Origin of the sequence: Paraglaciecola sp. L3A3 (genome assembly GCF_009796765.1) — a bacterium.
In the GTDB taxonomy this organism is placed as follows: domain Bacteria; phylum Pseudomonadota; class Gammaproteobacteria; order Enterobacterales; family Alteromonadaceae; genus Paraglaciecola.
Genome location: NZ_CP047023.1, coordinates 3,247,418 through 3,274,360 on the forward strand (window position 1 = coordinate 3,247,418; position 26,943 = coordinate 3,274,360).

Here is a 26,943-nt window from a genome sequence, read left to right on the forward strand (position 1 = left end):
AACAAAACATATTTTTTTAGGACTTGTCAGAATTAAGTCTCTAAAAAGAAAAACCCACTTATATTAAGTGGGTTGAACATACCAATGATTTTTTTCTGATAACTATATTAATAATCACTATAGTCATAGCATCATTTAACGATTTTTTCGAATATAAATAGCTAAAATTAAAACTTAGCCCCCACCCAAACCCATAGTTTATCGGTATCAACTTTACCGCTGTCACCTGAATAAGCCGCGTATTTAATCCCTGCTGAATAATATTTGTTATAGCTTTTAACGTAAGACAAATCTAATTCACTGCCTAAATCATCCACAGTGTCACTGGCCTCATCTGCAGAAAAATCGTGATACATCACAGTCCAGCCACCACCAAAAGCTTTACCCGCTATCGTAACATTGACATCCACTAAACCTTCGTCAGGCGTACCTAAAAATATATCAGCCCAACCATTAAATTTATGTAAGGTGGCCAAAGGTGTAGCAAAACCAACCATACCTTCATCTGAGCCTAATGACTCGTAACCTAATTTAGCTGTGATACCAGTAAAAACAGCACCAATAGACAAGTTTATATAATCAGTACTGTAATCTGTACTCGCCGTTTCATTACTTTGTGAAGCATATTCAGCAGCGTATAAAATTTTAGTTTCACCGGCAGCTGTGCTGCCAACAAAACTGACACCAAAGGTATCTAAACTATTTTCAGTGCCGTTATCCATTTCGAGCAAATAACTATATGCAGTTAATTTACCCACAGAGGTGTTATAAGAAGCATTAAGTAGATGATCTTTAGCATCTAAATCCGCAGCTTCAGCAAAAATACGGTTACGCTGATCAATATAAGCATAATTCAAAGTGAGATCTTTACTAGGAGCATAAGCAACACTCAAACCATCAAAGGTTTGTCTATCTTGACGCCATCCCACATGGCCGATAAAACGATGGCCATCCATAGTCATTACTTGGCGACCTAATTTGGCGGTGATCCCTTCTGCTGAATATTGAATAAAACCTTGATCAAGCTCTGTATGTTCAGGATCCGCAATCACAGAATAAATACCTGAGTTATATCCAGTAGGTCCAACGGTATAATCACCTTGCCCCATGACAATGCGAGTATCTTCCATTTCAACAGTAGCTGAAAAACCGTTTACACTACCCGTTTTGTAGGCCAAAAGAGTACGTAATGTTAATGCGCTGGCATCTTTTGCGCTATTTTCTTGTTCGACCGACTCATAACGTAGCAGCATATTGACACTAGCCTTACCAGATGTCAGAGCTTCAGTCACTGATTCTGCCATAACTGATTGGCTTGTAGCACTTGCTAACATAGCGGTTGTTAATGCTAGGGTTAATTTAGTTTTATTAAGTGTTTTCATAGTCTTCTCTTAAGTTTAATAATATTGATTTTGTTGTGTATATTGGCCTAAGCCACGTTGGCCGACTTAGCTTTCACTTTCTTAGCTTTATGTTCACTGACTGATTCCACTTTTCGTTGTTTCTCATATAAAAATTTGAGAACTTCACTGCGATAGTGGTTATATTTAGGATCATCAGCCAAGGCTATGCGGTTTCTTGGGCGGGCTAAATCAATAGGTAAAATTTCGCCTATTGTCGCCTCTGGGCCATTAGTCATCATGACGATGCGGTCTGATAACAACACAGCTTCGTCTACATCGTGGGTAATCATGATCACCGTATTTCCTAACTCAGCATGGATCTCCATCACAGAGTCTTGTAAATGAGCACGGGTTAAAGCGTCAAGGGCGCCAAATGGTTCATCCATTAGTAACACCTTAGGTTCCATAGCTAATGCTCTGGCGATCCCTACTCTTTGTTTCATACCACCGGATATTTCAGCGGGTAACTTATCCGCAGCATGAGTCATATGAACCAATTCAAGATTATGTTCCACCCACTCTTTCATCTCTTGTTTAGAGCGGCCTTTTTGCGTTTGTTTAACCGCTAGCTCTACGTTTTTATAGGCACTTAACCAAGGTAATAATGAATGATTTTGAAACACCACTGCACGCTCTGGGCCTGGTTCACTCACTTCTTTACCATCTAAAATCACCCCTCCATGAGTCGCCTGATATAAACCTGCCACTATATTTAATACTGTGGATTTACCACAACCAGAGTGCCCAATCAGTGATATAAATTCACCTTTAGCAATCTTCAGGTTTACATCCTGTAACGCAGTGAAAGGCCCTTTAGGTGTAGGAAAATCAATGCCTACTTGCGTCAGTTCTAAATGATGTGTCGCACTCATAATATTCTCCTGCTATTCGTAAAATTTTGTACTGGTGTTAATACTGCTATCTTAATACTGCATTTTTGTCCCAACTGACTTTCTTTTGCAGTGACAACATCAATCTATCTAGTACAAATCCGATAACTCCAATGGTCAGTACCGCCACCATAATCCGAGCTAAAGATTCTGAACTACCATTTTGGAATTCATCCCAGACAAACTTTCCTAAACCAGGATTTTGCGCCAACATTTCTGCGGCAATTAGCACCATCCAGCCAATCCCCAAGGACAAGCGTAAACCGGTGAAGATGGCAGGAATTGACGAAGGAATAACAATTTTTAAAACGTGATCTAAAGCGTTTAAGCGCAAGACTTTGCTGACATTCAGTAAATCTTTATCTATGGCAGAAACACCAACAGCAGTATTAATTAAAGTTGGCCATAAACAACAAAGTGATACGGTTACAGCTGATGTGACAAATGATTTTGAAAACATAGGATCAGTGCTCACATACACAGCACTTACCACCATAGTCACCAGCGGTAACCATGCTAATGGAGAGACAGGTTTAAATAATTGGATCAATGGGTTAATGGCTGAATAAGCTTGTTTACTCAAGCCGCAAATAATGCCAATAGGTATGGCTAATAAAGAGGCCACAATAAATCCAACCATTACGGTATAAAGGCTGGTCCAAATCTGTTGGAAAAAAGTAGGAGCACCTGTGAACGCTCTGGTTTTTGCCACATAGCTAGGATTTTGCGCCACACGGGCCGCATTACGCTCTTCTTGACGTGCATAAAACTTGTCTGCTTTGTCCATTTGAGCAGCATGTTCATCAATCAAACCTATGGTTTGTTCCCATACGGCGGCGGGTCCAGGGAATTTTCCTAACGAAGTATCTATGTTTTTGGCCATTACACTCCATAGGCCTAAAAACAACACAATACCAATAAGTGGCAACGCTAAATTACCCAGAACTTTTCCTATATTCGGTAAATTAGCATCTTTAACTTGATGCAATATTGTCAGTGCCGCGACTTGTTTAGTCATTTTAATTACTCCAGAGCAAGGGGTCTTATACATTTATGTATAAGCCCCACTTATATCTCAGTTAAAGTTGTCGTAGTTAAGGTGCGAGTAGTTAGAGCTTGCTATCGCTTTTAAGACCGATCGCAAATTTATCTAGGTAAGCGTTTGGCGCAGTACCGTCGTACACTATGTTGTCAATAAAATGAGTTTGCGGTGATTTAAAGCCAGTCTCAGAAGCAAACTGAGGGAAGTCTTTTGCATTTGCCTTGCCTTCTTTAATCAAGGCTTTAGCTGCTTGAGCATATATATCAGGTCGATATACTTGTTTGGCAATGTCTTTGTACCAAGAGTCAGATTTAGGCTCAGAAATTTGCCCCCATCTGCGCATTTGAGTCAAATACCAAATAGCATCACTGTAGAAAGGATAAGTCGCGTTATAACGAAAGAATACGTTGAAATCAGGTACATCTCGTTTATCACCTTTTTCATATTCAAAGGTACCAGTCATACTATTAGCAATCACTTCGTAATCAGCTCCAACGTATTGGCTTTTAGAGAGAATTTTCACAGCTTCTGGGCGGTTAGCATTGTTGTTTTCATCTAACCACATGGCCGCTCTGATCATTGCTTTGACCACTCGAATATGAGTATTTGGATACTTATCAGCCCAACCTTTGCTCACGCCAAATACTTTTTCTGGGTTGTTCTTCCAAATTTCGTAATCAGTCACTACAGGTACACCAATACCTTTAAATACAGCTTGTTGGTTCCATGGTTCACCTACGCAATATCCATAAATAGTACCGGCTTCCATAGTGGCAGGCATTTGTGGTGGAGGCGTCACAGATAGCAAGGCATCTGCGCTAATTTGGCCACTGGTATCACCCGTTTGCGGAGAATAATAACCAGGGTGGATACCACCTGCAGCTAGCCAATAACGTAATTCATAGTTATGGGTAGACACTGGGAAAACCATACCCATTTTGAATGGTTTACCTTTACTCTTAAAATCATCTACCACTGGTTTTAAAGCATCAGCCTTAATGGGATGAACTGGCTTGCCGTCAACATGAGGCACATGTTTTTTCATTTGTTGCCAAATATCATTAGAAACGGTAATTGCATTACCATTCAGATCCATACTAAAGGCGGTAATAATATCAGCCTTAGTGCCATACCCTATGGTTGCACCAAGAGGTTGGCCTGCTAACATATGAGCCCCATCTAACTGGCCATCAATCACTCGATCTAATAGAACTTTCCAGTTAGCTTGTGCTTCTAAAGTGACATACAAGCCTTCGTCTTCGAAATATCCTTTTTCATACGCTATGGCCAAAGGCGCCATATCGGTTAATTTGATAAAACCAAATTTTAGTTCTTCTTTTTCAGCCCAGCCTAACTCTTCAGCAGACACATGAGCGGCCATAAATGAGCCGCTTAATACTGTTGAAACCACACCTATACGGAGTGATTTAACAGCAAGTTTTAATGATTTTAATAATTGTTTGTTAGCCATTTTAACTCCGAATTTTTTCCAAAAAAAAACCCACAAATATTTATCAAAAGATAAATATTTGTGGGCTACATTGCCTAACCGGAATAAACACAACACTGTGGAATTACGGATAATATGTTAAGCACTTGAACGAAATCGTTCTGTAAAAAGCACCTATATTAAAATAGATACACAACACTCGAGCAAACATATTGCATCTACAATGCCAACTTTAAAAATAACAATAATTTCAAAGAGTTAAACAAAATAACAACTATTACTAAAAATAACTTAAAAACCAAACTTGTGCAAAGACGCACTACCACAGTGCTAGTTTCAGAATAACCTGTTGCGTTTCAACATTTTTTACATTGAAGTTTTGAAAATTTAATTAACAGTACACTGGTCTTTAGAGTTCAGTTATTTACATCAAATCATTGAGAGTCTCAGCTATCTAAAAATGATAAGTTAAAGGAACAAATACACTTTTTTCAAGAGAATGGTATGAAGTTTCAGAAACAGGATTTACATCTTCATTTTGATGAAACAAATAACCAATTAGTTTTCCGAACAGTGGAGCACAAATTAGCAGACAAAATAAATACAATAAATTCAGAGGCATAGCTATTGACCTAGCAAATTTACCAGATGTCGATGCTAATAAGCTGAACAAATGGTAAGAATTTTTTGAACAACAGCATGAATTTAACCAAGATTTGAGGGCCAAACTAGAGCAAGACGTTAAAAATCGCAATCCCGAAGCCGAATTCTCACTACATCACATATATTACGGACTTGCACGAGATGAACGTTCTATGTAGTTACTTGAAACATCAGAAGCATTATTAGTTCGTGCAGCAGCTAGGGGCATCATTGAAGTCCATAACAAATTAAATACAGACTGCCCAATATTGAAGAAAGTGGCAATAAGAATAATTAAACGCGCTAATCAACGCCTGCTCGAAGAAGCTGAGACTTCTTAATCCCCTTATAATATTACGTCAGTTGAATCACTAAGATAATAATCAGCACAAACTGGATCACACACAGCCCCTGATACACCAAGATAGGGTTTCGTTTGATTAAAGGTTGTTTCTGTAAGGCCCCTAACATCACCTGATTGGGTTTGTCTAAATCCATAAGCAGTTCAGAAAACGCCTCATACCTATACTTAGGATTGGGCTGTAGAGCTTTGCGTAAAGTTAAATCGACCCACAATGGTAAATCAGGTCTTAGCAACCGAATACTTTGATACTGCCATTCGTCATATGAATTAGGGATATAATCCTGATATTTAAAGTCTTTAAATGGAAGCTGGCCCGCTAACATTTCATACACCACTACGGCCACAGAAAATAAGTCACTCTGATGATCACTTTTATGTGTTAACAAATATTCTGGAGCAATATAATGCACTGACCCCACAGCTACATCTTCATCAGGCAATGAGTTCGTTTCGGCTAAGGCATTGACCAATACAGTGCCAAAATCAATTAACTTTACTTCACCATTATGGCTAATCATTACGTTTTCAGGTTTGACATCTCTGTGCACCATATCTTTACGTTGTAATATTCGTAAAGCTGCCACCAATTGGCTAATGATCTTGCGCACTTGTTCAAGACTAGGTTGAGGATTGTCTACCATCCATTGTCTTAGCGTTTGACCTTCTATGTATTCACATAAGTGATAGATAAACTTAGCATTGTCAGGGCGTTTATACACAGCCATCACATTATGATGTTTAATGTGCTGACCTATCCACTCTTCACGTAAAAAACCACTCAGATAAACGGGATCATCAGCAAAATATTGGGAAGGAATTTTTAAACCATATACCTTATCATCTTCTTCATTAATAACTTTGTACAAGCTACTTCGAGTACCATTAAACAAGGTTTGTACCACTCGATAACCTTCTAGCTTCATACCAACTTCTAAAGCCGGAGGCATAGCCAAACGGCTAATTTGTCGAAAGTGTTCGTCTAAACTGGCTGTAGGTAATTCAACAACATAAACCAATAAACAAGTTACGTTATCGTCACTGCCCGCATCAAGTGCTGCTTGTACAATATTATGTGCTCGCTGCTCTAACCCGTAATCAGAGTCATGAATTAGCGCCAATAATTTTTTGTTCGTTAGAAACTCATGTACTCCATCCGAAGTGAACAGATAAATATCACCTCTTGTAAGATCGACTGTGCTGTAATCTACGTCTAGATGAGCGTCTATTCCTACTGCACGTGTTAAGACATTTTTGCCGCCTTGTGGGAAAACATGATCCGTTGTCAGTTGTTCTAATTCATTACCTTGCACACGATAAATTCGACTATCGCCTGCATGAACAATAAACCCTGAAGTCGATTTAAATAACATGCCACTAAAAGTAGTGACCAATTGACTATGACCGCCATTTTCATAGTCATGTTGACCGTGGCACCAACGATTAAGCCCTTGTAAGACTTGGCCGACAGCTCTTTTGACTGTCCAAGTAGGTGGGGTTTGATAATAATCTTGAATAAAATTACTGACGCAAGTATTGGCAGCTTCTTTGGCTCGTGAACAAACACTTACGCCATCAGCAATAGTGGCGACAGCCCCTTTGCTTTCCAGATCATGATCTTTGGGTAAATAAGCGGCGAAGGCATCTTGATTCTCAGCCTTCACTCCTTGACTGGAAAAACCGCCGAATTCTAACTTTAGTTTTTCCAATTCAAATAACTCATAAAGTAAAAGTAAAATTAACTAACCTGAACTCCGGTTAAGTTACCTTGATCAATTCAACACTACCATCTTCACGCACTTCAGTCATAGTTCCAGACGGCTCTTTCATAAACAATAAAGCAATAAAGCCAATAATCGCTGTGCCAGCTATCACCAAGAAAAAGGTTGAGGTATCGACTAGCGAATAAACCGTAAGATAAACCACAGCCCCTACGTTACCATAAGCCCCTGTCATACCTGCAATTTGTCCAGTTAATCTACGTTTAATTAATGGTACTGCTGCAAACACCGCGCCCTCTCCTGATTGTACGAAGAACGAACATGCCATAACAGCAACAACCGCTAACCAAATAGGCCAAGTGGCATCAATTAAACTCAAACAAAAATAGCCGAGTGCCAAACCTGCGGTTAAAATTAACAAGGTTTTTCTTCGACCAAATTTGTCAGATAAAAGCCCTCCACCAGGTCGAGACATTAGGTTCATAAAAGCATACATACCCGCCAACAAACCTGCCGTAGCCATACTTAACTCAAAGGTTTCAGCAAAGAATGCAGGCAGCATGGATATAACGGCCAACTCAGAACCAAAAGTCGCAAAATACAAAATATTTAACACTGCGACTTGTTTGAATGAATAACGGTGGACTTCAGCTACTGGCGTAACAAAAATCTCTTTATTAACTTTATAAGTTGCAAAACAGTCATAAACATATAAAGCCGCTAAGCCAAGATAAATAGCTAATACAATATTTTCACTTAAAAGTGACACACCTTCGGGAGACAACTTCCAATTTAATAGTGCTAAGGCTAAATACATAGGGGTTTTCATTAACAGTAATAAATAGAAATCGCCGACACTGGTGACTTCCATGCCACCTAAATTTTTAGGACGAAAATAAGTGGAACCTTTAGGTGTATCTGTGGTGTTCTTATAATAAATCACACTAAACAATAAACTCATTAAACCGGTTATACCCACGGCATAACGCCAACCGTCATCGCCGCCAAATAAAATCGCTAAGGTAGGTAAGGTAAAAGCCGCTGCGGCAGAACCAAAGTTACCCCATCCGCCATATACACCTTCGGCCGTACCTAATTCTTTAGGTGGAAACCATTCACTGACCATTCTGATACCCACAACAAAACCGGCACCGATACAACCTAATGCAAATCGAGCAATCAATAATTGGGTAAAACTGTCAGCTAAGGCAAATGCAAAACAAGGAATAGAACAAATGCCCAATAAATATGAATAAACTAATCGAGGGCCAAACTTGTCAGTTAGGGCACCAATAATGACCCTGGCAGGTATAGTTAACGCGACATTTATAATCAGCAACGTTTTCCATTCGCTAAGGGTTAAACCCACACCATCAATAATAGCCCCTTTCAAAGGAGCCATATTAAACCACACCATAAAGGTGATAAAAAAGGCCATCCAGGAAAGGTGCAGCGTTTTCATTTTGCCAGTGAAAGAGAGTAAATTAAATTTTTCAACACTCATTAGATTTAACCTTTGTTAGTACGATTATGTTCAACCTTGGCACAAACATTTATGCGCAGATTGACAAGTCAGCTTGAAAAACTTTAGTGATTAGTTATCAACCAATTCAAACTTAATATTACAAAAAAAAACCCACAAACATTTACCAAATAGTAAATGTTTGTGGGCTACGTTGCCTATTAGCAATCAACATACTTAAACGTTAATCACTTTTTATTTTAAGCATAATGAACAAAATTGTTCTGTAAAAAGAGCACCTAATCAAAACGAAAGGTACACAACACTCAAAAGTCATAAAGCACAATCAAGGCCAAGTTTTTTTATTCAACAAAGTCAACAACTTAGATTAATATATAAATAGTGTATTGAGTGTTAAAACCCAGACATGTGCAGACTTGCACTATTAAAGGGCTTAAATGAAAACAAATTAAAGTATTGAAGAGCTGTTTAATATTCACATATTTGACTAACATTTATGCGATTAGTATTTGTTCGTTTTTTTCATTCACAATAGAGGTTAGTAATGTCTTATATAGATGGTTTCGTAGCAGCAGTACCCAATATAAATAAACAAGCATATATCGACCATGCAAAAATAATGGCTGGCGTATTTACAGAAAATGGCGCAGTACAAGTAGTGGATACATGGGGAGATGAGGTACCCGAGGGTGAAGTCACTTCTTTTTCAATGGCCGTAAAGAAGAAAGAAGATGAAACCGTTGTTTTTTCTTGGATTATTTGGCCGTCTAAAGAAGCAAGAGACTTAGGTTGGCAGTCTTCAATGAATGATCCCAGAATGCATCCTGATAGTCATCCTATGCCCTTTGATGGCAAACGTTTAATATACGGTGGATTTACCCTAATATCCGAATTGTAATTGGATAAAAAGCCGCAAAGCAAAATGAAAGCACTCTGCGGCTTTTACAATTCAACATAATTTAATAGATTATGAGCCAAATTATTTTTCAGATAAATAATTAATTTTTAGCAGTAAGTAACACCCTCATTTGTTCATAGATATCTGGCCTAAATACCGTTTTAACGATATCATCTGGTACTTCAATATTATGCAATTGCCCCGCATTAAGCATTTTTGATAACAACCACTCACCTCTCACATGTTCTGGTATATTGATTAAAATATCATCTGTTCGATAAAATTGATTATAACTAGGCACAGCCCTAGGTGGACTAGATATATCGGTTAAACAACTGCCTATTAATGAAGGGGCGATCACATCTACAGGTGCATCTAAATATTGTTGCTGGCTTAATAATCGAGCAATTTCAAAACGATTAGGCGTGTCTTCTAACCAAATACACGCTTCTTTTAATGCGCAAAGTAACGCTAAAACTGTGTTGGGTTTTTCATCATAGAAAGCTTGTAAAATACCCAACACTTTTTCTGGCGAGTCCTGCCAAATATCATAAGAGGTTAAAGCAGTAAAACCGATTCCTGCTCTTACAGCTTGGGCATTCCAAGGGCCACCAACACAAAAACCATCGATATCATCACTGGCCAAATGCCCCACCATATTGACTGGTGGCACCACAATAATATCAACTTCATCAGGGGTTATTTGGGCAGAAGATAACCAATCTCTAAGTTGATAAAAGTGGCAGCTATAAGGGAATACAGTGGCAAATCTTAACTTAGGCCTGTTTTGTACTTTGCGTTTTTTAATAATACTACGCAACAAATAACCAGCTAAGGGTAAGGTTATTTGGTTGATATTATTTTCAGTTAAAATTTCATTATGCAGTTGTTGGGAAAGTGTAATGCCATTGCCATTTAAACTAAGTACTAACGGGGTGATAACTGCAGTTTTGGGACAGCCAACACCCAAAGAACTGGCAAGGGGCATAGGCGCTAACATTTGAGCTGCATCTAACACTCCTGTATGTAGTTTATCTCGTAATGTCGCCCATGAATTTTGTTTTTGTAACTTAACATCTAAGCCCCATTTTTCGAAAAATCCCATTTCTTTTGCTGCCACTAATGGCGCGGAATCAGTTAAAGGTATAAAACCTAAAGTAAACTCTGTTTGTTCTAGTTTAATCATAAATTAACCTAATTATTAAAATGTATTTAATAAAGAAATAAGTGTCTTAGCAACATCTTCTAACTTTTGCCCAGTATCCATAGCGGTTTTGCGCATAGTTTTATAGGCGGCGTCTTCATCTAAGTTCTTTTTCTTCATTAATAACCGTTTCGCTTTCTCCACTAAATCACGAGAAGCTAACGCTTGTTTGGTCTCAGTTAATTCATTTTTAAGTTTTTGAAACGCTTTAAAACGAGCAACAGCTGCATCTAAGATAGGTTTTACTCTTTTGGGCTCTAAATCGCCTACTACATAAGCACTGACACCAGACTCGATTGACTGAGTGATAGTATCTGTACCTTCCTCTCCAGAAAACATCACCACGGGTTTAGGTGCATATTGTGAAATAGCAGTAAGACTCTCCAGAATATCTCGGCTGGGTGACTCAATATCAATCACTATGATGTCGGGTTTAATCAGATCCACATGTTTTAATAAATGTGACGTAGGACTGGCCAAATGACTGACAATATAACGAGAGTTATCTAATACGTCAGTCAACGAAGCGACACGTTGTTTATTGTCGTCTATTAATAAAATGCGTAATTTTGTAGATGCTGTTTGTTGCTTGCTAGGTGAATCGTCGTATTGCAATTGGATTACCCAAGGGAAAATAAATAAACTAATAAATTATTAGTGCAATCACTAAGCCAAATACATAATTGTTTATTATCAGTATGTTAAGTTCATTACTTTGACAATACTTAGCTTGCCACAGCCTATAACAGTGCTGATGCACCATTATGAAGCAGGGACAGAAGTGACTTGATAGGCCTGCGTTCCCCATAGCGGAACGGTAGACAAACTATGTTTAAAACTACCAGAGGTTTCTTTGGTTGAATATGAAACATACATCAAGGTTTGACTTTGTTGATCATAAATACGACGGATTTTCATAGTTTTAAAAAACACACTTTTAGACTTTTTAAACACTACCTCGCCTGATTTTGATTTATCAATTTGCGCAATCATTTGTGCGGTAATTTCGCCCGTTTGGCGACAAGCAATAGAACTATCAGAAGGGTCAGAAAAACTCAAATCAGCTTCGATACTCGCTACATGACATGTGACACCAGTGACTATTGGATCAACTAAGGTATTCAATTTTATGTCTTTAGTGGTAAATACCCCTAACGAAATATCCCCGACCTCATTTTTATCACAAGCCACTAACAATAAACATATCAGACACACTATGGATTTATTCATTTTCTATTTTCTCAATTTTATTGGCGATTAAACTATCAATATTGGCTAGCTGCCCTACTATATTTCCACGAACTCTCATAATCAGACTTTTATATACATATTAGTACATAAAAAAGCCGATCTTGCTGACTTTATTCGTTAAAATACTGTATATTCCGCCATCGAATTAGCACATATACAGGATCCTCGATATGAAATTCTCCAATTTAGGTTTAGCCAACGAACTGCAACAAGCTATCGAGGCTTGTGGGTACAGTCAAATGACCCCAGTGCAAGAACAAGCCATAATACCAGCTAGACGTGGTAAAGACCTATTAGTAAACGCACAAACCGGCACAGGTAAAACTGCCGCCTTTGCTTTGCCTATTCTACAAAAATTACTGGATAATCCTCAAGCCACCCTTTCTGGCAGCCCTAGAGCATTAATTTTAACGCCCACCAGAGAGTTAGCAGAACAGTTAGCTAATACTATCGGTGCTTATGCACAGTTCACCCAGTTATCTGTAACCGCTTTATACGGTGGAGTGAAAATGGGCGGACAATCAGCTAAGCTTAAAAATGGTGTCGATATCTTGATTTCGACACCAGGCCGTTTGTTAGAACATATCACGTTAAGTCACGTTAATTTAGCCAATGTAGAATTTGTCGTACTAGATGAAGCTGACCGTATGTTAGATATGGGCTTTGTCGCCGATGTACAAAATATTTTGCATAATGCCAGTAAGCAGCATCAAACCTTATTATTTTCAGCCACCTCATCACCGGCATTAAACGAACTGTCGCACAAAGTATTACGTAATCATTCGGTGATCCGAGTGACTAAGATTAATACTACTGCCGAAACCGTTGCTCATGTTATGTATCCGGTAGAGGAAGCGCGAAAAACTGACTTATTTAAAGCTTTATTAAAAGAGCAAAACTGGTATCAAGTATTAGTATTTACCAGCACTAAACAACAAGCTGATATGTTAATGGCAGCTTTAAAGAAAAGTAAAATGAATGCGGCTGTTTGCCATGGTGATAAAAGCCAAGGCGCTCGCCGCCGTGCCATTGCTGACTTTAAATCAGGCGAACTACAAGTGCTTATATCCACTGACGTAGCCGCTCGTGGTTTAGACATCCAAGGCTTAGATTATGTCGTTAATTTCAACCTTCCCTACTTACCAGAAGACTACGTACACCGTATAGGTCGCACAGGTAGAGCGGGTAAAGAAGGTTACGCTATCTCTTTTGTGAGTCGTGAAGAAGAAAACACTGTGGCTAAAATAGAACGTTTAATTGACAGCAAAATTAAACGTATTGTGAAACCAGGATTTGAAGTAAGTAACCGAGTGAGTCTGTTAAAAAGTGTTAGCAGAAATGCTCGTAATAGCCGATCTAACAAAGCCTCTGCGATACAAATTAGTTTCCAGAAAACTACTGGTAACAAAGCCAAAAAAGCGGCACCTAAAGGGAAAAAAGCATAATCCTTTAGTCGTGTAAAACAAGCCATTTATGCTTAGCCCAAGCTGGGCATAAATGCATTTATTTATGTACTTAATACACTGAGATTATTCACTTCATTCGCAAAGCACGGCTTCGCCGTAAAGCCATGAAATACGCAGACGAAAGTCATACCAATCCGTATTGATAAGTTGCCACTCAGCGAGAATTTAAATGCGCTTATTTGACTTTATTAATTTAACTTAGACACCCAATTTAACTTAGACACCCAAAGTAATAATTTCCATAAATACGAATAAATCAATAAGTACAAAATCATATAAATATTTTTACTTGTGAGTTTATTAAAGAAAAAATTGTGATGAATTTACGTTGAGCAGTGTTTTTTTAGCTAAGCATCTGAATTAACTGAAATATAAAACAACTAATTTAACCTAGACACCCAAAGTAATAATTTCCATAAATACGAATAAATCAATAAGTACAAAATCTTATAAATATTTTTACTTGTGAGTTTATTAAAGAAAAAATTGTGATGAATTTACGTTGAGCAGTGTTTTTTTAGCTAAGCATCTGAATTAACTGAAATATAAAACAACAAAAGTCGCCAAGTTAGCTTGATATGTTTAATAATAAAGTATCAAATTTAATGGCTTTAGGCTTGTTGTAACAAAACTCTGGCCTTTGCCATGCCCCGTATTCGTTGATGATGTGTATGCTGTTTAAATTGTTGCATCATATGCTCACCGCCCACCGCAGTATGAAAGTGTTTTTCGAACTCTGTGGTTAGGGTCAACCATTGGTCAGAATTAAGGCCTAGACGCTGAAGAATAGCGCTGTGATGGTGTTCGATATGCCCTGCTTTATCATCTCGAATACATCGACCTGTACAATCTACTAATTCACAGTAATCTATTATGTTGAAGGGAATGCCTTTAGGCATATCTTGTCTGTGATTACCCACAAAAGGCATGAGTTTTTTGGGTTGTTCTTCTTGCAGTAAAGCCTGGATACGCTGTTGGATACTGGTGTGTTTTGAGGTTTCGGGCGTTTTTTCTATTTTGGCTCGAATTGGATTTAAATCCACATAGGCCATACAGGCTAGTACTGCTGATTCATCTAGCAAGGCTTGGGATTTGAATCGTCCTTCCCAGAATCTACCGGTACAGTCATCTTCTTTATTTGCCTCACGGGCTATGTATTCATTCAGGCTTCTCATAAACCAACTGATATCGTACAAACGTTGACGATAGATATTAACTGTCTCATGTAAGGTAAATAGCTCACTTTGACTGAGTGCCTCGTCACGCATAAATCGTTGACTAAGTAAGGTTCCTTTATGTAATTGATGCCAACGATAAAGTACTTCTTTCAATGACCAGTTATCTGCCTCTTCTTTATCAACACACAAAACAATATGCGTATGGTTACTCATCACTGCATAAGCACATACGTCTATGGCAAATACTGAGGCTAAAAGCAATAAACGCTCTTCTACCCAAGCACGCCTATGCTCATAACTTTGCCCCGTAAACTTATCTTCACCGCATAAATATGAATGGCGAACACAGCGAGAAACACAATGATAATAAGGCGTATCAATAAGAGAAATTTGGGATTTACGTGACTGAGGCATAACTCACCATCCTTGGTTGTTTGAATACTTTAAAGCTTAGAACATAAACGAACTTTTGCTAATTTTTATAATGGGTGTCATTCTTGTGATATCAAAAGCAATAAACGCTCTTCTACCCAAGCACGCCTATGCTCATAACTTTGCCCCGTAAACTTATCTTCACCGCATAAATATGAATGGCGAACACAGCGAGAAACACAATGATAATAAGGCGTATCAATAAGAGAAATTTGGGATTTACGTGACTGAGGCATAACTCACCATCCTTGGTTGTTTGAATACTTTAAAGCTTAGAACATAAACGAACTTTTGCTAATTTTTATAATGGGTGTCATTCTTGTGATATCATTCTTGTGATATTGCAATTCCGAGTTTCTATCTAAATTTACCTTACTACACATATTATGCTGTTAATCACGTTGCGTACTGGCTCTATTTTTGGCTATAAACAAAGCTACTACTATCAATACCGATCCGGCGCTAAGCCTAACTAATTCTTCTATTGTTCCGCCTTTGGCTTCACCAAAAATAAACAAAGAAGCAAACATTGCCAGTGGCACCACTGCATTGTTAGCTGCGGCGAGTACACCCACTGTTGTTTGTGTGGCGCCTTTGTTCCAAAAAAAGAAACCCAGTCCAGATGCAACCAACCCCAGATAAACCAAAACTAGCCATTGGCTTGGTGTGGCGCTGATAGGAATGGGCGGTTGCTGAGAAATGAGTAACACAGCAATGCTAGTGAAAACAGCAGCGCCTAGGTATAACAAACCAAATACTGCGCTATCGCTTATATTTGGTCGGGCTCGTTTCCAGTCACGATAATATACTTGACCAAAAGCAAAGGCTAAATTGGATATTTGCATCAAGCCAAAGCCTAGCCAAATTTCCCTTGGATCTATATCGCCAATTTTTATCACTGCGGCGCCAAAAATAGAGAGGATTGCTGCCAACAAATACCAAGGGGTAAAACTACGCTGACGAAGATCGTTAATAATCACAATGTAAAGTGGCGTCAGCACACTAAATAGCGCCACCAAATGTGAGGGTAAAAAGCTAAAGGCCGAAAGGTAGCAGGTATACATTACGCCATACTGCACCGCACCAATGAGCGTAAGCTGCCATTTTTCCTGCCAACTGGTGTGAGCCAATTTCAGAAATGGCAAAAACACCAGCAGCGCAATCAATAAACGAGTATCCGCTATTTGCAGAGGATCCAGACCTTTAAGCGCAGAGCCAATAAGACCAAAAGAAAAAGCCCAAATTAGCGTGGTGATCACTAAATAGATCATTAAACATAACCTCTAATAATTGATTTCAATTTGTGTATCGCCCTAAACAAAGTACTTACTTAAACCTTTACCAGCGGTAAGTCACAGTCAAAGTATACTGCTCCCCTCGTCCGGGTGTACCGGGAATTTCTTCAAAAGATTCGCCCCAAAGATTGTCTGCAGCAAGAACCAGTTCTAAACCTTGAACCTGTGCAGGAGAAACTTTTAATGTTAAGTGAGTGAATAAAGCCTGATCGTCACCATTGCGCAGAATATTTTCCTGCTGTTTACGCCACTCGTTATCCACACTGATTTCAACCATATCTGTCGGATGCCAAATGGCACCGAGTGTTAGGCGATGATCTGGATAGTTCAAGGCGTAAAAACTGGCATCAATATCCGCAGAGCCATAGTCTTCAGATTTATCCAAAAAAGTGTAACTGCTGATGATCTCTGCATTGGCGAAACGTTTAGTGGCAAGTACTTCAAAGCCTAAGGTATCGATATCCACCGGATTAGCGGAACGAGCCGAGGTTGAACTTAAGCTATAGGTCCAATCGGTTAAGTCATTATCCTTACGATAAAAAATCGCAGAATCAAAGGTCCAAGATAATCCGTCTAATACCAAGCCCAATTCCAAGTTTGTAGTCGTTTCTCGTTCAAGATCATAATTACTTCTGAATAAACCACTGCTATTACTGCCACCAATAGCAGTATAGCCCGCCACTTGACTGGCTTGTGCATAAGACAGATAAATGCTCTGGGATGTATTGTCACTGTTGAATGAGTTCCAGGTTATATCACCCAGTAATGAAACCTCAGAATCATCGCGATTGGTATCATCAAAAGCTGCGCCTAGGCGAAACCTTAATTGCTGATCATCTTTTAGACTCATTTGGTATTCAGGCAAAACACTCGCTTTGTAATATTGGCGAGTAGTAAAGTTATTTTCTAGCGTAGTGGATTCGATTGAGTCTTCCATAAACTGTGCTGAATAATTCAGGGCAAACGATTGAGTTTGACTATGACGTCCAGAAAACGCCACAGATTTAACTTCTGTTTCGTGAAAGGCCTGAAATGCACTAGGGTTGTCACGAGAATAAACATAATGATCTTTATGGCGACGGCTGTATGCGGAAACCTCAAAGCTACTATCGCTAGCGTAATACTGTTTATGATTAAGCATTAACAACTGTGTACTCAGGTCTTCAGTCTCATTAACATTAAATGGCGTATACATGTTTGGCCAGCCAAAAAACTTATCTTGGGAGCCAAAAAACAAATCAGTTTGAGATGATGGCCCTACAAGTTGCACACGGCCAGAGGCTCGATTGAAATCGTGGTCGCCATTTTCGATAGTGCCGTCACTTTCAGAAAAAGAGTATTCACCTTCAAAACCGATAAGCCAATCCTTGCTGTTTTCCAGTGGCACACTGAAACCGGCATGTACTCTGCCTAAGTTAAAGTTGTGATTACCTGCACCGAGGGAAACACTGCCTGCGGTTTTAATCGGTTTCCAGCCAAAGGAAACCGTTCCTACCGAGCTATTAACCCCATAAAGGGCATTATCTGCCCCCGTCAATATTTCTGGCCCGCTCAACATTTCTGGAGCAATAGGAATTTCAGCAAAGTAATGGCCGGTCTGCGGATCGAGTAAAGTGGCACTGCCCACCCGAAAACCGGTATTTTCAAATATCCCACCACGGATGGTCACATCAGCTTGCGCCTCGCCCATATTTCGTGACTGTAAATCAACACGCGGATCATATTCCAAGTTTGAAACTAAGGAAACAAAGGTGCCTACAGGTTCTTTATTAGCTGTAGCGGAACTTTTAACTGTAATTTTCTCAATGCCACTATTTTCGTCATTAGTATCACTGGATGCTACTGCACAAGTTCCTGCGCTGCATAACAAAGCAAGCAAAACACTTGGTCTAATTTGGCTCATTTAATCTTCTCTCTTTAACACAATTATGGGCAATTTCACCCAGTATGATCTAGCCATAAGCAAGAGCGATTATTTGCCACTCAACACTGGCTTTAACTAACTGGGGATGAATTTCTTCGACTGCTGCCATAAGGCAACTTTAAAGGCTGAAACAAGCAAACTGACTTACCCTAAGATAATGTTAAGCTTGGTTGATATGTCATGATCGGCATTGTATATTACCGAGTGAAACATTTCACATGATAATGGTTCGTATTTAATTTTTTGATGTTGTAAACACCTACTACTTTGCTAGCGCCAATAGTTTTGCCAACAATCCTGCCTCTGTGCAAAAACCGGTAGCCCTTAATCTCTAATACTTTTTCAAGCAGCCTAAACATGAAAACAAAGCAACAAAACAAGCATACAAACTCCCAGCTTGAAATCATTTATTTTGCAGGTGGTTGCCTTTGGGGTGTGCAAGAGTTTTTTAAACACCTACCAGGAGTAACTGCAACCGAAGCTGGCAGAGCCAATGGTTTAAGCAAAACCACCCATAGCGAATATGATGGTTATGCAGAGTGCGTAAAAGTCACCTTTGATATAAACACAATCAATGTTAATCAACTAACTGGCTACTTTTTTGAAATTATTGATCCATACAGTATTAACCAACAAGGTGAGGATGTGGGGAAAAAATACCGCACAGGCATATACAGCACGCTTGATAGTCACTTGAAATCAGCAGGGCAATATATTCAACAACGTGACGACGCAGCTAAGATAGTGGTTGAGCTCCTACCTCTGTCTAACTATGTAAAAAGTGATGAAGAGCACCAAGAAAGATTAAGCCGCTTTCCAAACGATTACTGCCATATCCCCAAGACAATTTTGCACAAATACAAATCCGATTAATTACGCCTTTAGTCCAGTTTATTAATAGTTATATTGATTCAGTAGAAAATTAAACCTTAACGATATTGATTCTCATTAGGGTTAATGTTCTAATCACGACAATTAAGAATCTATAATTTAATTTGACGTGAGTATTCCAAATATGCAGACCAGACAATCTTCTCTCTCGGTAGCCATAACGCTAGCCTTAGTATCACTAAATACTGTTGCTCAGCAGAAAAGCGATGCAGTTGAAAACAAAGATAAGACCATTATGCCTACCTTAGAAGTTATTCAAGTATTAGGTAGTGCTAATTCTGTGATACTAGAACACACAGGTTCTGTTGTAGTGGTAGAAAGAAAACAAATAGAAAAAATTCAGCCTTTATCTACCGAAGATATTCTGCGCCGCATCCCAGGGATAAACACTAAAAGTGAAGAAGAAACAGCTATAGTTGCCAACTTTGGTATCCGAGGTTTGTCTGCCAGCGAATCAAAATCCTTAATGTTAGAAGATGGTGTGCCTGTCGCTCCAGGTTTATTTATTGGCAATGATCGCTACTATAATCCTCGTATTCAACGTATAGAGCGAGTCGAAGTCCTAAAAGGATCTTCATCACTGCGCTATGGCCCTTCCACTATTGGTGGCGTAGTCAACTATCAAACTAAAACCCCTGACGATGGTGCAATGCTAACAGGTAGAGTTGGTTCATTTAATATGCAAGAAGTCAGTCTAGAAGCTGGCGGTAAAAACACATCAGGTGATGCTTTTGCCGGTATAGTGGCAACTCATGCCTCCAGTGATGGTTTTATGGATAAAGGTTACGAAATGACCGATGTCATGGCAAAAGCAGGAGTCATTCTAAGTAATGATCAAAAGCTTGGCATTAAAATATCTCGCTATGAAAATGACGCCGATATTTCTTATCGCGGTATGTTGAAAGATGATTATTTGGCCGGAGAAAATTACAACCCTGGAGCAGACGATAAATATTTAACAGACCGTACTGCTTTCGATATTAATCATGAGATAACACTTTCTAACCAAGCAACATTAAAAACCTTGGTATATTGGAGTGAAGTGACACGTGATTACTGGCGTTATAATGTCGATACTGACGCTTCTAATGAAGCAGGTCGATGGGTCTTTACTGATTCATTAACCGGCAATAACCGTACATTTGATCGAGTGGGCATAGAAACCCGTTTAACCTTAGATCACAAATTCTTGGGTATGCCAGCCAATAGTGAATTTGGCGTACGTTACATGCAAGAAGAAGCAAATGATACGCGCATACGTGCAGTACGTTCTGCTGATCGTACCGGAGTAAATGATCGTCACCGTATTGATTCTGCAGACAGTTATGCAGCCCATGGTCAAACCCGTATTGAACTGAGCGAGCGTTTTGCTGTGACACCTGGTTTGCGAGTTGAATCATACGAACAAACTCGAGTCATACTGACCGATAATAATAGTACCGCTAAAACCAGTAATACTGAGTTATTACCAGGTGTAGGCGCCACTTATAATCTTAACCAATCTGCCCAGTTATATGGTGGTGTCTATCGTGCATTTTCTCCGGCCACTAATGGTGTAGCACTCGATGGTTTAACAGATCAAGAGTTAGAAGGCGAGAACTCAACGAATTATGAATTTGGTCTACGCAGCAATCAAGGTGCATTAAGTTACGAAGTAGCGGCTTTTGCCATGAATTTTAGTAACCAAGTAGTTACTGGCAACAGCGATCCCACTTTGTCTCAGTCTAATGGCGGTAAAACTGAACACCGTGGAATGGAGTTTATGTTAGGTTATAAACTGGGTTCTGGTTTCAGTATCGATAGTAACGCCACTTGGGTGCCTATCTCAGAGTTTAAAAGTGGCGAGAACTTAGGCAATCGCTTGCCTTATACTCCAAAAATAATAGCCAACCTGTCCTTCAACTATCAACATGAAGGTATCAGCACTGCACTTACGGCTCACCATCAAGGTGAACAATTTGGCGATGCGACTAACATTGAAGTTATTCCAACTGATGCGGCAGGCGGTATTTGGGGTGGTTTGATCCCAGCTTATACTTTGCTAGATTTAACCGCACAATATTCTTTAGCTAATAATATACGCTTGTTTGGCGCGGTGAAAAACATCACAGATAAGCGCTATATTACAGGCTTACGCCAAGGCATTTATGTTGGACCAGAACGTTCTTTTGAGATGGGTGTCAGCTATAAGTTTTAGAAGCTTTTTTAAAGTATATAAATAAAACAAAGCCCTCACAGGCTTTGTTTTATTAACCTTATGTTTTCACTACATTTAGCTGCTGCACTTGCCCCTGTCAGCTCAAGTCTGCATTATTCCGTTTTATTCTATTTTTTTCTTTACTGAACGAACAATATATCAAGCTAACCGTAAAGTTATGCGCCCAACAAATGCAAATGTTTAAATTTTTTGTAACCTAAGGCTAAAGACAAACAATGAGCGAGTTCTTTACTGGGGATGGGTTGCCCTATAGTTAACACTATGGCGCGGTTTCCGGCATAGGTAAAAGTGTTACCGTACAGTTCTTTAAATGTATCAACTAAACGAGTTTTACAATTAAAATACAGACAATACTCAGCAGGATTTTTGGCTTTCCAGTCAAATCGAATGGTACTGCCGCTTTTACACAAGTAGCTGGGCTCACCCCATTTTAAGGTTTCACTGATATCAGTAATTTTCTGTTGTTCAGCTACAGTAAAAATAAGGTCACGTAAATTGTGTAACAACACCGCTACCTCAGGTGGGTAAGTAGCAAATTTTTGTTGTACTCCAAGCTCCATAACAAGATTCCTTTTGAACTCTGTAAAAACCAAACATTAATTTTTCAAATGAGAATATATCACCCGTAAACTATTGTTTAGTGAACGTTTCACAGTAGGCCAAGAAATAGAGATATTGTCTACTAAACCTTGCTGACAATCTGTTTCTAATCGACTCACTACATCAGTTAAGGCTGCAGAATTTACACTTTGTGCCACAAAAGATAATTTACGGGCGCCACGTAATATACTGGTGACGTCTTCTTCGTCAATAGCTTGTTCTGTCAGTTCGATAGCTTGTTCAAATTCTTCCATTAAGGCTTTCAGTGCCACAGGTAAAGGTTCGTTACTTGTTTGTTTCTGTAGATAATGCAACAAGTCAAACCACACAGCAGGCTCACTCGGCATGGTTAATTGAGCAATAGCCTGTAACCTTTCATTTGGGCTGTCTATTTCTTGTTCTTGAGCCTGTTGTAACTCTTCTTTATGAGCTTCTAGTAATTCAGATTCTTGAGCCGCTAACATTGATTCTTTCGTTTCGAGTTGTTGTTTAGCCTCTTGTAAGGCTGATTCTTTAGAATCCAGTTGCTGTTTACTGGTTTGTAACTCTTGCTCTAAGTTTTTTAGCTGCGCAGATAATTCAGCATGATCACTATGTTTATCATTCAGACTTTCTTTACTGTCAGCATATTCTTTTTGCACACTGGCTAATGCCTGAGTCAGTTCAGCTTGTTTGGCTTCTAAAGAATGAATATTTTGCTCACTACCCTGTAAAGAATTTTGCTGCTGCTTTAATTGTTGTTGGAGTTTGTTCTCTTGTAGCTCTTGTTGCTTTAAACGTTCAGCTAACTGCTCTGCTTGCTTACGTGCTTCATCTAGCTCTTGTTGTAATTTTTGTTCACCTGATTGCGTTTCAGATACTTGTGACTCTGCAACTTGTAACTGTTGTAAATTACCGGCTAAGGTTTCTTGAAGTTGGGTATTTTGCTTTTCAGCGTCAAGTAAAGCTTGCTGCAATTGCTGTTTTTGTAATTCAATCTCAGCATGATGTTTACGCCATTGTTCGTCACTACCCTCAATCATTTCTTTTTGCTTACTAGCTCTATTTTCAACATCAGACAGTTCAACAGTTAATTGTTCTAGTTTTTGTTGATGAGCTAAACGGGCTAATTTTTCGGTATCGGCTTGGCTTTGTATCTCTGCTAACTTGCCTTGGGTGTTAGCTAATTCATGCCGTTTAGCCTGCACTTCACTCTGTAATGCTTGTTGTTGTTGTTGCCAATCTTGATCTGTTTGAGCGATTTTTTGCTTTTGCTGAGTACTGCTTTGTTCCATTTCAGACAGCTCAGTTTGTAATTTTTCTAACAAGGCCTGTTGTGTTTTTTTCTCACGTTTTTCAGCTTCAGTTTGTTGAATTGTTTTTAATAAAGCATGTTCAGTTTCTTGTAACTGCTCTTGTTTAGCTTGTAACTCTTGCATCAACTGCGTCTGTTGTTGTTGCATGTCACCTTTTTGCTGAGTCGACATTTCTTCAAACTTTTGCATTTCATTTTGCAAATGTTCAACATGACGCACTTTATTGGTTAATTCCGACTGCGCCATTTTACAAGTTTGTTCTAACTGACGACGTTGTAATTCTGCTTGTTCGCTAGCTTTACGTTGATTGATTAATGACTGTCTTAGTTTTTCACTGGTATTATCTGAACTGGTTAACTGGGATTGTAACGAACTAATTTGACTGCCTACTTGATTGATCTGTTGATCTTTTTCTTCGATAGAATGTTGTAATTGTTCTATTTCAGCGACAAAATCTTGCATTTTATTTTGTTGAACCATTTGTTGCTGTTGTAAGTTTTCGGCATTTTTTTCGCTTTCTTGCAGATTTTTTTGTGCGGCTTTGAATTTTTTCTCGCTGTATTGCAGAGCATCAGAAATTTGATTACGTTGATTTTGTAAACCTGTTACTTTTTCAATTGACTCTTCTAATTGAGCTGTCAGTTCGCTATTGGCATCTTGCGCCTCCGCCAACATAGAACGGTTTTGTTTATATTCTTTTTGTAAACTTTGTAAGTTGTGAGTGACACTATCATGGGCCTCTTGCAAACTACTAAAGGCTTGTTGTTTCTCACTCAAGTCATCCTGAGCAGCTTGTAATTGAGATTCTGTTTTGGCTAGATTTTGCATCTTAGATACAAGTTGGGCTTGGCTAGATTGTAATTGCTGCTGTTTTTCTGCCACTTGTTTTTCAGCTTCTTGATGAAGATGAATAGCTTCTTTTCTTGCTTGATCAGCTTGTTGGATTTGTCTGAAATCCATCCAAAGACACAAAATTGAATCAAACTCTTGGCCTTTATACATAGGCACATAGGTAACTTGGCAAGGAAGGTTTTCATTTCCTACTTTATGCTGCCAACTAAAAAACTTCGCCTTGCCATCTAGTTTAACTTTAGTGACTTGCCTTTCTAGCTCAGTTGCCGCTATTTCATCTACATTTAGTTTTGGTGAATAAGGCATTTCCCCCAATAACTCTTGTTGATCTTCTATTTTGAAAAACTCGCAAGCTGCCGGATTAAGCTGAGTAAATCCTTGCTCAGATAAAATAGCCATTGGCATGCTGCTGTGTTGTAACAAACTCTCAAATTTATCTTGTTGAAATTGTTCCCCTGCCCTGTCCGAAATCCAGCATAGGTATTCTTGTTTTTCTTTATTTAACAGATCAACATGTAATTCACTGGCATATAATTCACCATTTTTGCCTTTAATATGCGCATGAAACTGGCGTAACCGTCCTGTTTGTTGGATCAACTTAGCCGCTTTACCTGCATTACTAGGATCATTAAATAGTTGATAAAATGTACCTTGTTTAAGATCACGTTCACTGACGCCGAGTTTGTCAGTCATAGCAATATTGGCGCTAACAATACGATCATCCGCATCAATAGTAGCCACCGAAAGTGGCGCTAAATCTAAAATAGTAGTGAAGTGTTTACGGGTTTGTAGCAACTCTGCTTTAGTTTGAGTTAATTCAGTCAAATCTTGCAGCACACCTAACATACCAGTGCTTTGTTTATTGCTATTTATCATCTCCTGCAGTTTTAACTTTAAAGTTAAAGGTTTGCCATCGGCCAATTGGCTAACAAATTCCTTGTCCTTAGATAAACTAACGGCAACAGTATTTCTCGTCTTAGCCATATGTAACTTATTGATTTCTTCAGGCCATAAAGCCAGTTCTTCAATCGATTTACCTAAAATATTACTTTGCTTTAGTTTAAATAAACGTTCAAAAGCCAAATTACAATCAATTAAATTGGCATCTTTATCGGTAATATAAATAGGGTTGGGGCTCGATGTCAGCAAGGTTTTAATTTGTATTTGTTGCGCTTGATTCGCATTTTTTTGTTGAGTTAATTCAGTTAAATCATGCACCAATAAATCCATTTTAACTGTCTGACCTTCCGCATTTTTCTCACGACTTAGGCCCACACATCTAATAGGTACAACTTTTACAGCACTTTGTTCAATAGGCTGACTACCATTAACAACTGGTTGTTGACTCAAATCAAAGATTAATTCACAACGAATATCTAATTGATGGCTGGTGACTGCTTTAGCTAAAGCTTGTTCCCACTCATATAGGTGAGCTTTCGTTATTCTTTGATTAAGAGATTTTATTTCGTTCAGTTCAAGATCGAGATCTGCAAACAAAGCGACAAATACAGGATCAGCAGTAAAAGTATTATTTACAAAATCCAAGCTTAATTTAGCTACGCCACTATTAATTAATGCCTCATCTAAATTACTAATGTCATTCTCGACCTGGTTAATTCTATTTTGATAATTAGTCACATCCACTAAAGACAGCACATAAGCTACACCAGTTAAAGCTGGATCTGCTTGGCTAAACCCTAAGTGTAAATGGCGACGACTGGTGGCTAAATATGTTTGAAAGCTGGAGTATTGAGAGACCGAAAGAGCCTGCTTGACATGCTCTTGGCAATTCTCGCTGAATAAACTGGCGAAGGTTTGCTGTAACAACTTGTCTGCTTTACCGCCTAGTAAAGTGGCTGCAGTACTGTTTATATAAACAATATGTCCAGCAGTGTTTATATGCACTATTCCTGACTTAACTTCGCTTTGTAATGCCAGCTGTTGGTTTAGTTGTATATGTTTATTATTTAATGTTTTGCGACTATTAGATAATTTAAACTTTAGGACCAGCAAGAGGATCAGCACAATAGCCGATATTATTCCTAGAGTAAGGTAACTCACATTAATTGTTTCTTGACTAAATTCTGTGAAATCAGAGTTGACAGCAAAAATTGCGCGGCTAAAAAGGCATAAAACTATCCATTGAATGCTAATCAACCAATCCAAAAATATACGCAGTGCCATGGCACAATATCCACATTATTAAATTAATAGCAGTCTAGGGTATAGATCGCACTCAATTCTAAACAGTATCAATACTAGCAACGGGTATTAAGCAATATACCTAATGGAAGAATAAAAAAATGATACCGAAGGGGGATAGCGAAAGAACTTGATACCTCATATGAATTGTTATTCTAGGAATACAACTCATCTAATTGTTGGTAGCAAGTCCTTGGTAAATATTATTGATAATAATCTGAAAATGTATGCTTAATAACGAGCAA

Annotated in this window: 19 protein-coding genes; 4 read left to right on the top strand and 15 right to left on the bottom strand. The window is 38.7% G+C overall.

Translation table 11 applies throughout. The features are described from left to right. Window positions 1–167: 167 nt before the first annotated feature. The 6 genes from GQR87_RS13570 to GQR87_RS13595 all read right to left on the bottom strand — a co-directional run bounded on the left by GQR87_RS13570 (window position 168) and on the right by GQR87_RS13595 (window position 9,013). Window positions 168–1,382 (bottom strand): alginate export family protein, encoded by a 1,215-nt coding sequence (locus GQR87_RS13570; protein ID WP_158970180.1) that lies wholly within the window; start codon window positions 1,380–1,382, stop codon window positions 168–170. Between the two features lie 47 nt (window positions 1,383–1,429). Continuing rightward, the gene (locus GQR87_RS13575; RefSeq protein WP_158970182.1) at window positions 1,430–2,275 is read right to left on the bottom strand and encodes an ABC transporter ATP-binding protein; all 846 of its coding nucleotides are present in this window, start codon (window positions 2,273–2,275) and stop codon (window positions 1,430–1,432) included. Window positions 2,276–2,321: 46 nt separating this feature from the next. Next, the gene (locus GQR87_RS13580) at window positions 2,322–3,311 is read right to left on the bottom strand and encodes an ABC transporter permease (RefSeq protein ID WP_158970184.1); all 990 of its coding nucleotides are present in this window, start codon (window positions 3,309–3,311) and stop codon (window positions 2,322–2,324) included. Window positions 3,312–3,402: 91 nt separating this feature from the next. Continuing rightward, window positions 3,403–4,806 (bottom strand): CmpA/NrtA family ABC transporter substrate-binding protein, encoded by a 1,404-nt coding sequence (locus tag GQR87_RS13585; protein ID WP_158970186.1) that lies wholly within the window; start codon window positions 4,804–4,806, stop codon window positions 3,403–3,405. Window positions 4,807–5,781: 975 nt separating this feature from the next. Continuing rightward, a complete protein-coding gene (locus GQR87_RS13590; protein WP_158970188.1) occupies window positions 5,782–7,497 on the bottom strand; it encodes a bifunctional protein-serine/threonine kinase/phosphatase in 1,716 nt (571 codons plus the stop codon). 49 nt (window positions 7,498–7,546) lie between these two features. Beyond that, a complete protein-coding gene (locus GQR87_RS13595; protein ID WP_158970190.1) occupies window positions 7,547–9,013 on the bottom strand; it encodes a NarK family nitrate/nitrite MFS transporter in 1,467 nt (488 codons plus the stop codon). A gap of 523 nt (window positions 9,014–9,536) precedes the next feature. Here GQR87_RS13595 and GQR87_RS13600 point away from each other — a divergent pair. After that, complete coding sequence (locus GQR87_RS13600) at window positions 9,537–9,890, top strand: DUF1428 domain-containing protein (RefSeq protein WP_158970193.1); 354 nt, start codon at window positions 9,537–9,539, stop codon at window positions 9,888–9,890. Between the two features lie 100 nt (window positions 9,891–9,990). Here the strand turns inward: GQR87_RS13600 and GQR87_RS13605 are convergent, their stop codons facing one another. The 3 genes from GQR87_RS13605 to GQR87_RS13615 all read right to left on the bottom strand — a co-directional run bounded on the left by GQR87_RS13605 (window position 9,991) and on the right by GQR87_RS13615 (window position 12,324). After that, the gene (locus GQR87_RS13605) at window positions 9,991–11,076 is read right to left on the bottom strand and encodes a CmpA/NrtA family ABC transporter substrate-binding protein (RefSeq protein ID WP_158970195.1); all 1,086 of its coding nucleotides are present in this window, start codon (window positions 11,074–11,076) and stop codon (window positions 9,991–9,993) included. Window positions 11,077–11,091: 15 nt separating this feature from the next. Next, window positions 11,092–11,709 (bottom strand): ANTAR domain-containing response regulator, encoded by a 618-nt coding sequence (locus GQR87_RS13610; RefSeq protein WP_199271620.1) that lies wholly within the window; start codon window positions 11,707–11,709, stop codon window positions 11,092–11,094. 147 nt (window positions 11,710–11,856) lie between these two features. Continuing rightward, on the bottom strand, window positions 11,857–12,324 hold the full coding sequence (locus GQR87_RS13615; RefSeq protein WP_158970197.1) for a CreA family protein: 468 nt from the start codon (window positions 12,322–12,324) through the stop codon (window positions 11,857–11,859). Window positions 12,325–12,515: 191 nt separating this feature from the next. On the opposite strand from GQR87_RS13615, the gene GQR87_RS13620 reads away from it, so the two are divergent. Continuing rightward, window positions 12,516–13,790 carry a DEAD/DEAH box helicase gene (locus GQR87_RS13620; RefSeq protein WP_158970199.1) on the top strand — a complete coding sequence of 425 codons (1,275 nt, stop codon included), beginning with the start codon at window positions 12,516–12,518 and terminating at the stop codon, window positions 13,788–13,790. 632 nt (window positions 13,791–14,422) lie between these two features. On the opposite strand, the gene GQR87_RS13625 is transcribed toward GQR87_RS13620, so the two are convergent. The 4 genes from GQR87_RS13625 to GQR87_RS13640 form a co-directional block, all read right to left on the bottom strand. Beyond that, complete coding sequence (locus tag GQR87_RS13625) at window positions 14,423–15,403, bottom strand: transposase (RefSeq protein WP_158970201.1); 981 nt, start codon at window positions 15,401–15,403, stop codon at window positions 14,423–14,425. A 77-nt stretch (window positions 15,404–15,480) separates the two neighbouring features. Next, window positions 15,481–15,657: a Type I secretion system protein TolC gene (locus GQR87_RS13630; protein WP_158970203.1), complete on the bottom strand. Its 177-nt coding sequence runs from the start codon at window positions 15,655–15,657 to the stop codon at window positions 15,481–15,483. Window positions 15,658–15,813: 156 nt separating this feature from the next. Continuing rightward, the gene (locus GQR87_RS13635) at window positions 15,814–16,692 is read right to left on the bottom strand and encodes an EamA family transporter (RefSeq protein ID WP_158970205.1); all 879 of its coding nucleotides are present in this window, start codon (window positions 16,690–16,692) and stop codon (window positions 15,814–15,816) included. 67 nt (window positions 16,693–16,759) lie between these two features. Beyond that, on the bottom strand, window positions 16,760–18,619 hold the full coding sequence (locus GQR87_RS13640; RefSeq protein WP_158970207.1) for a TonB-dependent siderophore receptor: 1,860 nt from the start codon (window positions 18,617–18,619) through the stop codon (window positions 16,760–16,762). Window positions 18,620–18,997: 378 nt separating this feature from the next. Between GQR87_RS13640 and GQR87_RS13645 the strand changes: the two genes are divergently transcribed. After that, the gene (locus tag GQR87_RS13645) at window positions 18,998–19,513 is read left to right on the top strand and encodes a peptide-methionine (S)-S-oxide reductase (RefSeq protein ID WP_158970209.1); all 516 of its coding nucleotides are present in this window, start codon (window positions 18,998–19,000) and stop codon (window positions 19,511–19,513) included. A 142-nt stretch (window positions 19,514–19,655) separates the two neighbouring features. Then, a complete protein-coding gene (locus GQR87_RS13650) occupies window positions 19,656–21,728 on the top strand; it encodes a TonB-dependent siderophore receptor (protein WP_158970211.1) in 2,073 nt (690 codons plus the stop codon). Between the two features lie 176 nt (window positions 21,729–21,904). On the opposite strand, the gene GQR87_RS13655 is transcribed toward GQR87_RS13650, so the two are convergent. Together GQR87_RS13655 and GQR87_RS13660 are read right to left on the bottom strand one after the other, a co-directional pair. Then, entirely contained in the window at window positions 21,905–22,309 is a 405-nt protein-coding gene (locus tag GQR87_RS13655; RefSeq protein ID WP_158970213.1) for a DUF1801 domain-containing protein, read from the bottom strand. 36 nt (window positions 22,310–22,345) lie between these two features. Beyond that, window positions 22,346–26,680, bottom strand: a complete 4,335-nt coding sequence (locus tag GQR87_RS13660; RefSeq protein ID WP_158970215.1) for a PAS domain S-box protein — start codon at window positions 26,678–26,680, stop codon at window positions 22,346–22,348. Between the last annotated feature and the right edge of the window lie 263 nt (window positions 26,681–26,943).